At 63.1% G+C, this 13,302-nt stretch carries 11 protein-coding genes; 4 read left to right on the top strand and 7 right to left on the bottom strand.

Annotated features, from left to right (window positions below; all coding sequences use genetic code 11):
• Positions 1 to 75: 75 nt before the first annotated feature.
• The gene (mtnA, locus tag CE636_RS22520; protein WP_017899066.1) at positions 76 to 1,104 is read left to right on the top strand and encodes an S-methyl-5-thioribose-1-phosphate isomerase; all 1,029 of its coding nucleotides are present in this window, start codon (positions 76 to 78) and stop codon (positions 1,102 to 1,104) included.
• Between the two features lie 54 nt (positions 1,105 to 1,158).
• Here mtnA and CE636_RS22525 read toward each other — a convergent pair whose 3' ends face one another.
• The 7 genes from CE636_RS22525 to codB form a co-directional block, all read right to left on the bottom strand.
• Entirely contained in the window at positions 1,159 to 2,427 is a 1,269-nt protein-coding gene (locus CE636_RS22525; RefSeq protein WP_017899067.1) for a histidine phosphatase family protein, read from the bottom strand.
• 26 nt (positions 2,428 to 2,453) lie between these two features.
• Complete coding sequence (locus tag CE636_RS22530) at positions 2,454 to 3,812, bottom strand: MFS transporter (protein WP_017899068.1); 1,359 nt, start codon at positions 3,810 to 3,812, stop codon at positions 2,454 to 2,456.
• 110 nt (positions 3,813 to 3,922) lie between these two features.
• Entirely contained in the window at positions 3,923 to 4,732 is an 810-nt protein-coding gene (locus tag CE636_RS22535) for an inositol monophosphatase family protein (RefSeq protein WP_017899069.1), read from the bottom strand.
• 121 nt (positions 4,733 to 4,853) lie between these two features.
• Positions 4,854 to 5,804 carry a LacI family DNA-binding transcriptional regulator gene (locus CE636_RS22540; RefSeq protein WP_074194126.1) on the bottom strand — a complete coding sequence of 317 codons (951 nt, stop codon included), beginning with the start codon at positions 5,802 to 5,804 and terminating at the stop codon, positions 4,854 to 4,856.
• A gap of 145 nt (positions 5,805 to 5,949) precedes the next feature.
• Entirely contained in the window at positions 5,950 to 7,188 is a 1,239-nt protein-coding gene (gene codA, locus CE636_RS22545) for a cytosine deaminase (RefSeq protein ID WP_017899071.1), read from the bottom strand.
• Positions 7,185 to 8,420: a PucR family transcriptional regulator gene (locus tag CE636_RS22550; protein WP_017899072.1), complete on the bottom strand. Its 1,236-nt coding sequence runs from the start codon at positions 8,418 to 8,420 to the stop codon at positions 7,185 to 7,187. The genes codA and CE636_RS22550 overlap by 4 nt, the downstream gene beginning before the upstream one ends.
• Positions 8,417 to 9,679, bottom strand: coding sequence for a cytosine permease (gene codB, locus CE636_RS22555; protein WP_017899073.1), 1,263 nt, complete (start codon positions 9,677 to 9,679; stop codon positions 8,417 to 8,419). Before codB ends, CE636_RS22550 begins: the two co-directional genes overlap by 4 nt.
• 453 nt (positions 9,680 to 10,132) lie before the next feature.
• Between codB and CE636_RS22560 the strand changes: the two genes are divergently transcribed.
• The 3 genes from CE636_RS22560 to CE636_RS22570 are packed head-to-tail and all read left to right on the top strand — an operon-like array spanning position 10,133 to position 13,275.
• Positions 10,133 to 10,741 carry a methylthioribulose 1-phosphate dehydratase gene (locus CE636_RS22560; protein ID WP_017899074.1) on the top strand — a complete coding sequence of 203 codons (609 nt, stop codon included), beginning with the start codon at positions 10,133 to 10,135 and terminating at the stop codon, positions 10,739 to 10,741.
• Positions 10,742 to 10,753: 12 nt separating this feature from the next.
• Positions 10,754 to 12,250 (top strand): FGGY-family carbohydrate kinase, encoded by a 1,497-nt coding sequence (locus CE636_RS22565; protein ID WP_004885807.1) that lies wholly within the window; start codon positions 10,754 to 10,756, stop codon positions 12,248 to 12,250.
• Positions 12,247 to 13,275 (top strand): 2-hydroxyacid dehydrogenase, encoded by a 1,029-nt coding sequence (locus tag CE636_RS22570; RefSeq protein ID WP_017899075.1) that lies wholly within the window; start codon positions 12,247 to 12,249, stop codon positions 13,273 to 13,275. The genes CE636_RS22565 and CE636_RS22570 overlap by 4 nt, the downstream gene beginning before the upstream one ends.
• The last annotated feature ends 27 nt before the right edge of the window (positions 13,276 to 13,302 follow it).

Below are 13,302 nucleotides of genomic sequence, written 5' to 3' on the forward strand. Positions count from 1 at the left end.
GCCGTTCAGACGTCTATACTTCTGGATTCCATCCTGACACAATGTGATACAACAACGCAACAGGGATTTAACGACATGCAGACATTACAGACCACCAGCCTGCGGGTGAGTGAAAATCAGCTTTTTATTCTCGACCAGCAGGCCTTGCCGCAGGAAAAACGCTGGCTGGCGGCGGATAACGTTGCGCTGCTGGTGGACCATATTCACGCCCTGCGGGTGCGCGGCGCGCCGTTGATTGGCCTGTCCGCCAGCCTGCTGCTGGCCCTGCTGGCCCAGCGCGGCCTGAGCCGGGATGAACTCCAGCTGGCGCTGGAGACGCTGCGCGCGGCGCGGCCGACGGCGGTCAACCTGATGAATAATCTGGATCGCATGAAGCAGGCGCTGGCCCGGGCGGATTACCCGCAGGCGCTGGAAGCGGAAGCCTTGCGTCTGGTCGAAGAAGATAAACAGCTGTGCGACCGCATCGCTGAGGCGGGCAGTGCGCTGGTGAAGCCCGACAGTCGACTGCTGACCCACTGCAACACTGGTGGCCTGGCGACCGCCGGGGTAGGTACCGCCCTGGGGGTCATTGCGCTGGCGCATCAGCAGGGAAAAGTGGCCAGCGTGTGGGTCGATGAAACCCGGCCGCTGCTGCAGGGCGGTCGTTTAACCGCCTGGGAGCTGGGCGAGCTGGGCGTGCCCTATCAGCTGATCGCCGATTCAATGGCCGCCAGCCTGATGGCGCAAGGGAAGGTGGATGCGGTGTGGGTCGGCGCCGACCGCATCGCTGCCAACGGCGACGTGGCGAATAAAATCGGCACCTATTCCCTGGCGGTATTGGCCCATTACCACCAGATCCCGTTTTACGTCGCTGCGCCGCAGACGACCCTTGACCGCCATTGCCCGAACGGGGCGGCCATTCCCATTGAGCAGCGCGCCGCGGCCGAAGTGACCGGAGTGGCGGGCAGCTTTGGCGCGGTACAGTGGGCGCCGACCGGGGCCGCCGTGTACAATCCGGCGTTCGATGTCACGCCTGCTGGGCTGATAAGCGGCTGGGTGCTGGACAGCGGGGTGGTCACCCCGGCGCAGGTCTCCGCCGGGGCGTTTGCGCCGGATAACGGATAACGGACGCCGTGCCGGGCCTGGAAAAAACGGCTTTCCCGGGCCCGGCAAACGCCGCTACGGCAGGACCATCGCTACCGTCGGGGCGGAGGGCCGATCGATACGCTGACCCAGCGCGGTGATGGCCGCCTGGAAGGGGCACAGCGTACCGACGTCGGTCTGACGGCAGCCCGGCTGACGCCACTCCTGACGCAGCATCGGGTGCTGCGCGTCCGGCGTCTGCAGACGACGCAGGTCGTCGAGGCCTTGCGCCTGGAAATAGACCCGCAGATAGCGTTCCCCGCTCTTCGCGTCGCGCCAGCGCTCCAGCACCAGGCTACTGCCCGGCGGGATATTCCCCCGGCTGTAGCCCGGCAGCTGCCAGCTAAAGTTCATCAGCGTGCGCACCATGGCGATGTTGGTGTCATGCGCCACCAGCAGCAGCCAGCGTACGTTCGGACTCGCCTCTGGTTTGACGCCGTCGAGCATGGCGTTGAGCAGCACCGACCCGCGTTTTTGCGCGGTATACAGCACGTCGTTACTCAGATCGTAGTTTTCCGTTAACAGCGGCAGCAGGGCCGTGATCTGACTGGCCTGGGCGATCTTGCCCCACGCCAGCTGGCTGAGAGGCAGGTTTTCACTCCAGCCGAGACGCAGCGTTTCCACCATATTGGCCATCACGCTCAGTCCGCTAATGGTGGTCTTCCCGCTTTTGCTCTGCTCGACCTGCCATGGGGTATCGAAGATCGGGCAGGGCTTATCGGCCTGGCAAACCGCCTGTTTCAATAGCTGGATAGTCGGCGCCAGCGCCTGCCGACGCTGCGCCAGATCCCCGGCCTTCTCTTTCACCGCCGCCAGCTGGCGGGCGGGGTCGGTTTGCGTGGCGGCGAACTTGTCGGTCTGAAACAGCGGATCGGCATCCCCGTTGACGTAATGGATAGCGACGCCACAGCCGGGGAAGGCGCCATCCACCAGCGCCTGGGCGGTCGCCCGCGTCCGCTGCAGCGGGCTGGCGCGCACGTAAATCGACTCCGCCGTCGGGCATCCCGCCTGCAGCAGGCCGAGCTGGCGATAGTGCTGGCCTTCCTCACGCCCTTTGTTGACCACGGCGGCATAGCCATGACCGGTGAGCTCGCCGTCATGGGTGGTCCACTCGGTCCATGGGCGTCCGGTGGCGGCCTCGATGGCTTCCCGGTTGCCGGCCGTCGGCGGACGAATGCCGTGGCGGCTAAGCTCCACCACTTTCTCCAGCTGCCAGTCTGCGGCGGCGGCTGAGTGCAGCGCCAGCAGCGGCAGCGCGCAGGCGATAAACAGGCGTAACAGCCCCTGATGTCTTGCAGGCATCATATCTTCTTCCTTAATTCGTTAATCGGTTATGAGGAGAACGAGGTCTGCCGTTCGACGGCATGGCGCCGGGCGACGATGGCGGCAGTGGTAAAACAGAGTAGCGCGGAACCCAGACCGGTACCCACCCAGAACAGCGCCAACGTGCTGAAATCATACAGCGTTTTGCCGTTCTCAAGGATAGCTGTTTTATCAATAATGATCCCGGTGAGAAACTCGCCCAGGCCGGCGCCGGCGTAGCTGGCGATGCCGATGGTGCCGAGCGCGGCCCCCGCCGCTTTGCGCGAGGAGATATCGACGGCGATCAGCCCGCCGAGGAAGCAGGTCAGAGCGCCAATGGTGGCCCCGAAGATAATCATCGCCAGAATATCAGTGTAATAATTGTGCGGCGACCAGAGCATCAGGGCGAAGCCGGCGGTGTTCAGCAGGCTGATAAAGCCGGCCATCACGCTGCGGTTGCGCGGGAAAAAGCGGTCGGAGAGCATGCCGGCAATGATGGTCCCGGCGATGCCGGCGACGGCGTTGACGCCAATAATCCCGGACGCCTCCAGCGTGGAATAGGCTTTATCCTGCTCGAGGAAGAAGATCCCCCAGGAGTTGACGGCGTAGCGGTCGATGTACATAAAGGCGGAGGCGAGGGCGAGGGTCCACAGCGCCGGGTTGCGCAGCGCCAGCAACTGGTTTTTAAACACCGAGCCGCGGGCTTCGACCTCCTCCTGCGGTTCATCGCGGATGACGTTGATGGACGGGAAGCCGCTGCTCTGCGGCGAATCGTGCATGAACAGCACCAACAGCACCACGCCGGCGGCGCCGAGCGCGGCGGTGGACAGGTAGCCCATCTGCCAGCCAAACCCGGCGATCACCGCGGCGATCACCATATAGGTGACGGCCTCGCCGATATTATGCGCCGTCGACCAGATGCCATAGAAGGTGCCGCGCTCTTTAACGCCGTACCAGCGCGCCAGCGAGACCGCGCAGGGGCCGACGCCCATCGACTGCGCCCAGCCGTTGATCCCCCAGAAGATGGCCAGCAGCAGGGCGTTGGTGGTCATCCCCATCATCAGGTTCATCCCGGCGCTGAGCAATAAACCGAGGCTCATATAGCGCACCACGTTGGCGTGATCGGCGATAAAGCCATTGACCAGCTTGCCGATGGCGTAGCTGAAGAACAGAGTGGAGCCGATCATGCCGAGCTCCGTCGGGGTGATCCCCAACTCCACCAGCGCGCTTTTGGCGACGGTGAAGGATAACCGGCAGACGTAAAAGGTGACGTAAGCCAGGGTCATGGCGATAAAGGTTTGCCAGCGCACCCGGCGAAAACGCTGTTCATCAAACGCGGCGCCCGCTTTCGGCGGCGACGCCCGGAAAAAAGCGATAATTCCAGACATAGGTGGTTCTCCGCAGGTCGGAGGCCTGACTGATTGATGTGGTTCGTCCGTGAATGAAGTTATCGTTACTGTGTAGAGTACATAATCAGAAATAGCCTGACCCGTAAGGGTTAATGTAATGGTTGTGGGATCATCTTTTTCAGCTGCGGGTAGAGCGTTGAGCTGGCCAGCAGCAGCGGGTTGCCGCGCTGGATCCCCTCCTGCGCCAGAAAATCGTTGCTGGCGCCGCCCGCTTCGCGCATCAGCACCAGCCCCGGCAGGGCGTCCCACGGGTTCATGTGCGGCTCGTAGTATCCAATCAACCGGCCTGCCGCCGCCCAGGCGCTCATCAGCGCGCCGGAGCCGTTGCGGATAAACATGCCGCCGTCGCTGAGCAGCGCCTGCAGAAACGGCAGAAAGTCCGCCGGGGTGACGCGATGCGAGGTGCCGACGCCCATCACTCCCTCCCTGACCGTCGCCGCGGGGTGCGGACGGATCGGGGCGTCATTGAGCCAGGCGCCATGACCCCGCAGGGCGTGAAACAGCTCGCGATGGTTGGGGTCGTAGACCACGCCGATGACCGGTTCGCCGTCGGCGACGATCGCCAGCGACAGGCACCAGGTGTGCAGGCCGTTGAGGAAACAGCTGGTGCCATCGATGGGGTCGACCACCCACAGCACTTGCGCGTCGGGCAGGCGGGCGCCGCTCTCTTCGCCGAGAAAGCCATCCTCCGGAAACGCGCTCTGAATACGCTGTTTCACAAAGGCCTCCACCCGCTTATCGGCCACGCTGACCACGTCCTGCAGGTCGTCGCCTTTATGGTCGACGGTCAGCGCTTCGCGTTGCTGATAGTATTCAAACGCCAGCTCAGCCCCTGCTTTCGCCAGCTCGCAGGCCAGGCGGTAGCGGGCCTGTAGCGCTTCTGATTCCTGAGATTGCATATTGACTCCCTATTTTGCACACGTGTGCATTTTGCGTGAAAAAAACAGCCCCGAAGGGCCGAATGAGTGTGGCCGGGTTTCGCAGAAGATTCTGTGATCGCTCCAGCATAAAATGATTTTTTCATTTCGCACTTTGACGAATAATTAATTTCACCGGCACTTCGCGATGGCGCGAGGGCAGGCTGAAGCGGGCGATCCGCGTCATTAACAGATCCACCGCGTGGTGGGCCAGCAGGGCGGTATTCTGCTGAATGGTGGTAAGCTGGTAGGGTTGCCAGTCCGCCTGCGGGATATCGTCAAAGCCGACGATGGCCGGCAGCGGGGCAGCGGCGTCCCGCAGGCCGTCCTGGGCGCCCAGCGCCAGCATATCGGTAGCGCAAAACAGCGCTTGCACCCCGGGGTTTTCAGCAACGATTTCTCTGGCAGCCTGGTAGCCAGCCTGATAGCCGCCGCCGTCGCAGAAGCGGCTGGTCACCGTCATGCCCGACGTCTGCGCGATGAAAGCGTCATAACGCTGGCGGGTGCTGAAGTTCTCGCGATTTTCGCCTATAAAGCCAACCTGCCGCCAGCCTCGACGACTGAACAAGTCCGCCACCAGCTTCGCCCCCTGGGCGTTATCGCTGCACACCCGGTCGCAGCCGGCGAGATCCGCATGACGGTTGATCAGGGTGACGGGGATCTTGCGCTCCAGATACTCTTCCGCCAGCGATAGCGGCGGCGCGCCGGAGGTGATGATCACCCCGGCGACGTGGTAGCTCAGCAGCTGCTTAAGCGAAGGGGCGAGCTGCTGCGGATCGTCAGCGTTCATCAGCAGCGGCATAAAGCCGTTGAGCGCCAGCTGATGGACCAGCGGCGCCAGCAGTTTGCTGCGAAACGGATTGTCGAAACCGGCGGTGACGATGCCGATAAAATTACTGCTGCCGGTGATCATCGTCCGGGCGATGATATTCACCTGATAGCCCAGAGCTTCCGCGGCGTTCAGCACCTTCTGCCGGGTCTTCTCCGACACCGAGGCGCCGGGGGTGAAGGTGCGGGAGACCGCCGAGCGCGAGACCCCGGCCAGTCTGGCCACGTCCTCGGCCTTAATCCATTTTTTATCGCTCATCGTCGTTTCGCGCCGTCTGTTTTCCAGGAAGCCAACGCCCGGACGGGCGTCGGTCACGCACACTGCCTGAAAAGGTATCACAGAAAGGCGCCGACGCGCAGCGCCTTGCGCCTTATGCCGGATAGCGGATGTGCTCCACCTCACGCTGCAAAATCACCTTGCCGTGGCGAATGGAGGTCAGCACCCGCGCCTGGCGGCGGACGGCCTCGTAGTCGTTTTCCGCATCGAGGATCAACAGGTTAGCCGGGCGGCCTTCGGCGAGGCCGTAGTTATCGCCCAGACAAAGCGCCCGGGCGCTGTTGTCGGTGACGAAGTCGAGACAGCGCTGTAGATCGTCATAGCCGAGCATATGGCAGATGTGCAGTCCGGCATCCAGAATGCGCAGGATATTGCCATTCCCCAGCGGATACCACGGATCCTGAATCGAGTCCTGAGCAAAGCAGACGTTGATGCCGGCGCGATCCAGCTCCGCCACCCGGGTGACGCCGCGCCGTTTCGGCCAGCTGTCAAACCGGCCCTGCAGATGAATGCTTTCGGTCGGGCAGGAGATAAAGTTGATCCCCGAGGCTTTCAGCAGGCGAAACAGCTTCGAACAGTAGGTGTTATCATAAGAGCCCATCGCGCAGGTGTGGCTGGCGGTGACCTGCGCCCCCATACCGCGCACCCGGGCCTCTTCCGCCAGCACTTCGAGGAAACGCGACTGCGGATCGTCGATTTCATCGCAGTGGACATCCACCAGGCGGCCGTAGCGCTGGGCGAGGTCCATCAAAAACATCACCGAGCTGACCCCTTTGTCGCGGGTATTCTCATAGTGCGGAATGCCGCCCACCACGTCGGCGCCCATCTCGATGGCGCGCGTCATCAGCTCCCGGCCGTTGGGATACGATTCGATCCCCTCCTGCGGAAAGGCGACAATCTGTAGATCGATGAGATCGGCGGCCTCTTGTTTCACCGCCAGCAGCGCCTGCAGGGCCGCCAGCGACGGGTCGGTGACATCCACATGGGTCCGGACGTGCTGAACGCCGAAATCGCGCAGCATGCCGATGGTTTTCAGCGCCCGCTGGCGGGTGTCCTCCGGGGTAATGCTCGCTTTGCGCTGGCTCCAGCGGGTGATGCCTTCAAACAGGGTGCCGCTGCGGTTCCACTCCGGCTCGCCCGCGGTTAGGGTGGCGTCAAGATGGATATGCGGCTCGACGAAGGGCGGGATCGCCAGCCGACCCTGGGCGTCGATATCCCCGGTGTCGGCGGTCCGCATCGCGGTTTGGGCGGTCATGCCGCGAATGATGCCGTCCTGCAGCTCAAGGGTAAACAGCGCCTCCTGGCGGCGCAGGCGGGCGTTAACAATTTTCATGGTTGGTCCTGTAAATGGTTTTGCGATAAACGCCAGATCACCAGCGCGACCGAGGCGTTGAGATGAAACTGAGGGTGGCTGACCGGGTAGCCGGTCAGTTTTTCAATACGCTGGATGCGCTGATGCAGGGTGTTGCGATGGAGACCCAGCCGGTCGGCGGCTCGCACAACGTTGCCGTTCTCCTGCAGCAGCGTCTCGAGGGTCTCCAGCAGCAGCCACGGCGCTTTACGGCCCGGCTCGATCAGGCAGCCGAGGGTGTCGTGCATAAAATCGTTGAGCAGCGCCGGGTCGCTGACCGCGGACAGCAGTTTGATAAACCCCAACTGCTGATAGTCGCTGATGCGCTGGGTCGGCCGCAGGGTTTCGCACAGATCCAGCGCCTGGCGCGCCTGCGACAACGCCCGCGGGTAGCCCTGCAGCTGCCTGACCGGTGCCGAGAGGCCGCAGAGCAGTGACAAACGCTCTTCCCCCTCCGCCAGCGTCTGCAGCCACTGCTGCAGCCACTTTTTCTGCTGAAAGTCTTCCCCCTCCTCATCCGGCAGCAGGAAAAGGAACATGTTGCTGCGTTCCAGAAGCGGGAAGGGGTTGCCCTGCTGGTTGAGCTGCTGCTGCAGTTGCTGGCGCACGCTGCGGTGGGCCTGCTGCAGCCAGGCTTCGGCCTGTTCGGGCGGGTACTGGCGAAACAGGCGGGACAGTCCCTCCAGGCGCAGCGCCGCCAGCCGCAGCGGGCGGGTAAAATCGAGCTGCTGGTGGAGGGCGCGCTGGTGAAGCATCTGCAGGTCCGGATAGTCGCCGGTGACCAGCTGCATCAGGATGTCGCGCTGCGACTGAAGGGCGTTTTCGCTGCGGACCAGCGCGGTGCCGACCCGCTCGGTGACAATCACCATCTTCAGCAGGTAGGGCTGCTCGATCAGCGGAATGCCCAGCTCGTCGGCGAGGGCGATCAGCGTGGCGGGAATGGCGTGGATATAGGCCTCGCCGGTGAGGATCACCATCCCGGCGATGCCGCGCTGTTTGCCCTCCATCAGCAGCTGGATCAGGTTGGCTTCATCCCGGGGATGGTTGATGCCGGTGATAAAGACCAGCTCGCCGCCCATGATCCACTCGGCGATATGCTCATTTTCCGCCACGTAGTACCAGCGTACCGCCCGCTGCAGCCCTTGCTTTCCCGCCCGCAAACGCAGGGCGGAGAGTCCCTCAAGGGCCAGCAGTTCGCTGACCGTCAGGCTCATGGCTCTTGCTCCGCGACGGCGGCAGGCTGACGTTTGCTGACCATGGTCAGGGCGATATAAACCAGCGCGGAGACGGTGATCCCCACCAGCGGCGCGATCCACGGTGACAGATAAGCCACCACCGCGCCGGCGGCGTAGGCGCCGAGTCCCAGCCAGTTAAAACGCGGCAGGCGGGCGTTCTGCAGCAAGGGATAGCGCCCGCCGCGGGCGAACCAGTAGTCGGCGAGAATCACCCCGCCAATGGGCGGGATAATGCTGCCCAGCAGCACAAGGAACGGGATCAGCATTTCGTACATTCCGCCAATGGCCAGCACAATGCCCACCCCGGCGGCGGCGAGGGTCAGCGTGCGGCGACGTTCGCTGCGCAGCAGATGGCAGGCGGCGGCGGAGACGTTATAGATGGTGGGGCCCTGGATGGTCAGCAGGTTGAGACACAGCATGATCACCGCGGCGACTGACAGCCCCTGCAGGATCAGCACTTCGACGATATCGGCCTGTTGATAAACGATGGCGCACCAGGCGCCGGCGACGATCATCAGCCCGTTGCCGATGAGGAAGCTGCCCATGCTGGCGAGAATGGCGGTCCGGCTGGAGTTGGCCAGCCGGGTCCAGTTTGTCGCCTGGGTGGCGCCGCTGGCGAAAGTGCCAAAGACCATGGTGATGGCCGCCGACCAGGTCATGGTGTCGCTCGGCGCAATGCGGGTCATCGCCTGCCAGCCGCCGGCGTGGTGCAGCGCCAGATACATGGAGACCACCAGCAGCACGAACATCAGCGGCACCGACAGGCGCGACAGCGCGTCCAGCCCCTTGTAGCCCACCAGCGCGGTGACGCAGAACAGAATGCCAAACAGCACCATCAGCGGCTGGGTCAGCGCCTCGGGCAGGGCGAGGATCTTCACCAGCGAGATAGCGACCGTGGCGGTCCCCCAGGCGTACCAGCCCAGCTCGGCAAAGCCAAGGATAAAATCGGCCAGCTTGCTGCCGATCTCCCCGAAGCAGAACCGGCCCATCAGCACCGTATTCAGGCCGCTGCGCGCGGCAATCCAGCCCAGCGATGCGGCATAGAGAGCCAGCAAGGCGTTGCCGATGACGGCTATCCACAGCAGATTGACGATGGAAAAGGAGACGCCGAGTTTGCCGCCGGCAAACATCGTGCCGGTGAAAAAGGTAAAGCTGAATAACACCATGGCGATGGAAAATACGCCTTTGCGTCCGGCGGTGGGCGCTTCGACGAGGGGAAAATCATTGCTGTTTGACATCCTGGAACCTCTGGCTGGGTTAGATGGGCGGTGATAGCCGGAAGTAGCAAGAGATGTGCCAGGAAAAACCGGGCATGAGGAATAGCGCATAGTGTGCAATGTGCACGGTTATTGAGGGGTTCAGGAGGAGTAATGCCATTTTAGTGTGCATCCTGCCATGTTTTGCACCAGTCCGGGGCAGAGGAGGGCGGCGACGGCATGCCTGGCGCAGAAGGAGAATTTCAGCCAGCACAATCCGCCAGCGTTGTGGCGCCAGGCAGCAGGGGATCGTAGCGGATTCACTGCGGTTGGTTAAATTGCTGTGAATAAAGGTTATTTAATATGCATTTATGATATAACCATTTGTCTTATGTGTGTTTCCTGAAATATTGTTCCCTCCGGTTAGCGGTGTTAGTATCGGATAAATAGCCATTTAGACGGCTAAACAAATCATCGCTAACCTAAGGAACTGCTATGTGGCAAGAAAGACTCGCGCAACTGGTCACCACCTGTCATTGGATCGGCGCGAAAGGCTGGGCGCCGGCGACCGGCGGCAATATGTCGGTGCGTCAGGATGATACCTGGTGCTGGCTAAGCGAGTCGGGCCGCGATAAAGGCAGCCTGACGACCGAGGATTTTCTGCAGGTGGAGATCGCCACCAATCAGGCCCCTTCCGGACGGAAACCGTCGGCGGAGACCGGCCTGCACACCCTGGTCTACCGCCTGTTCCCGGAGGCCAACGTGGTGCTGCATGTGCATACCGTCAATGCCACCGTGCTGTCGCGCATCGAAAAAAGCGACACGCTGGCGCTGCAGGGGTATGAAATGCAGAAAACCCTCAGCGGGCAGCACAGCCATCTCGATACCGTTCCGGTTGCCATCTTCGATAACGATCAGGATATTGACGCCCTGGCGGCGCGGATTGCCGATTATGCGCAAACCCGCCCGCTGCGTTACAGCTTTCTGCTGCGCGGACATGGCCTGACCTGCTGGGGGAAAGATATTCAGGAGGCCCGCCGGCAACTGGAGGGGCTGGAGTTCCTGTTCGAGTGCGAGCTGATGCGCCGCCGCTACGAGCCCTGAGCCGGAGCAGGTATGGATTTTTATCTTGGTATCGATATCGGCACCTCCCGGGTGAAAGCGGTGCTGTTTGATCAGCATTTCACCGCGCGCGCCAGCGCTGCGGAAAACACCTCCCCCCGCCTGTCGGCCAATGGCTACGCGGAACAGGATATGACCCAGCTGTGGCATTCGGTGCTGGCTATTCTGCGCCAGATTGCCCGCCACCCGGCGCTGCAGGAGGGGCGGCTGCGGGCCATCGGCCTCGCCGGGCAAGGGGAGGGGGTCTGGCTCAGCGATGCGCAGGGCGAACCGGTAGGGCCGGGGATCCTGTGGAGCGATACCCGCAGCCACGAGCTGATGAGCGAACTGCTGCGCCGGCCCGGTTTTGACCGCCGCTATTTCGCCGATACCGGCACCCACCTGCAGCCCTGCAATACCAGCCTGCAGCTGTACTGGCTGAAACAGTATCAGCCGGAGCGGCTGGCGGCCGCGCGCTATCTGTTTTTCGCCAAGGACTGGATCCGCTTTCGCCTGACCGGCGTGGCGGCGCTGGAGCTGACGGACGCCAGCAGCTCATTACTCAATCAGCAGAGCGGCAGCTGGTCCTCGGTGGTGATGAACGAGATGGGGCTGGACGAACTGCTGCCGCTGTTTCCCCCTCTGCTGGCCCCGGACGCTCCGGCCGGTACGCTGAGCGACGCGGTGGCGGCGCTGACCGGACTGCCCGCCGCGACGCCAGTGGCCGCCGGGGCGCTGGATGTCTGTAGCGCCGCGCTGGGCTGCGGCGCGGTCAACGAAGGGGATATCTACACGATCCTCGGCACCACCTGCTGTACCGGAATCGTTTGCCGCGGTCCGCAGACGGTGAACGAGGCGACGCGCTTCGTCACTCACACCGAAGCCGGGCAGGTGATCTCGCTGTTTCCGATGCAGGCCGGTACGCCAAACATTGACTGGCTGCAGCAGCATATTTCGCTGGACGCCGATCTGGGTCGGCTGGAGCAGGCGATCGCGGAGGTGGAGCCAGGCAGCGGCGGCGTCTTCTGGCAGCCGTATCTCAATGGCGAACGCGCGCCGTTTTACAGCCCTGATGCGCGGGCCGGCTTTATCGGCATTAGCCCGCATACCACCCGCGCCGAACTACAGCGCGCGGTGTTTGAAGGCCTGGCCTTCGCCATTGTCGATGCGCTGCAGGGTTATCCCCAGGGCGGCGAGCTGTATCTGACCGGCGGCGGCGCAGCCTCGGCCACCTGGCTGCAGATTATCGCCGACTGTACCGGGCGCACGGTGGTCTCCAGCGCCTTTAATGAACTAAGCGCGCGCGGTGCGGCGATTCTGGCGGCCCGCAGCGTCGCGGCGCTGGCCGAGACGCCTCCGCTGGCGCAGACCCGCTATCAGCCGCGCCCTCAGGCGCATGCCCGCTACGCGGCGCTGTATCCCGTTTATCGCCTGCTGCGTGAGCAGATGCTGCCGGTATGGCAGGCCAGGCAGGCCGCTCTTCAACGTCTTTCTCAGGAAGTACAACCATGAAAATCGTTTTTACCGCCGAGCATGCTGGCGACCTTAGCGCCTTCCACCAGCTGGGTGAGCTGCTGGTGGAGGGGTGGGCGCTGGGCAAACCAAAACTCAGCGCCGGTCAGCTGATTGAGCTGGCCCACGACGCTGAGGTGCTGGTGACCAGCTATGATGAGGTGACGGATGCGGTGATGGCCGCCTGTCCGCGCCTGCAGGTTATCGCCTGTACCCGCGCGAATCCGGTGAATATTGATACCCAGGCCGCGCAGGCGCGCGGCATCCGGGTACTCTACACCCCGGGGCGCAATGCCGATGCCGCCGCGGAGCTGACGCTTGGCCTGATGCTCAGCCTGGCGCGCCATATTCCGCAATCCCATGCGGCGCTGAAGCGGGGGGAATTCACGCAGGCTGACAATGCCGCCGCCGCCACCCAGCAGGGGCTGCGCCGGGATGTGGTCTGGGACGTGAGTCCGGAAAGCCCCTATGAAGTGTTTAAGGGCAGTGAACTGCGCAATAAAACGCTGGGCCTGGTGGGGTATGGCAACATTGGCCGCCGGGTGGCGCGTATCGCCCGGGCGTTCGGTATGGCGGTGCGGGTGGTGGATCCGTTCGTCGCCGCAGAGGATATCAATGAGCCAGGGCTACAGAAAACCACCCTGCAGGCGCTGTTCCGTGAGGCGGATATCGTCAGCCTGCATCTGAGCAGCGGGCCGCACAGCGACGGGCTGGTGAATGCGGCGCTGCTAAACAGCATGAAGCCTGGCGCGCTGCTGATCAATACCTCCCGCGCGGCGGTGGTCGACGAAGCGGCGCTGATTGAGGCTCTGCGTCACGGCCCGTTGGGCGGCGCGGCGCTGGACGTGTATCATCGCGAACCGCTGTGGCGCGATCACCCTTTTGTCACCGAGTTCGATAACGTGATTATCACGCCGCATATCGCCGGGGCCACCCGGGAGAGTATCGCCAAACACACGGCGATGATTGCCGCCGATCTTCAGCGCTATGTCGCCGGGGAGCCGCTGCTGTACCAGTGGCGTTAAGCCGCTTGCGCCGCCGCGTCCTGCAGC

It is taken from the genome of Klebsiella sp. LY (genome assembly GCF_004010915.1).
GTDB lineage: Bacteria > Pseudomonadota > Gammaproteobacteria > Enterobacterales > Enterobacteriaceae > Klebsiella > Klebsiella quasipneumoniae.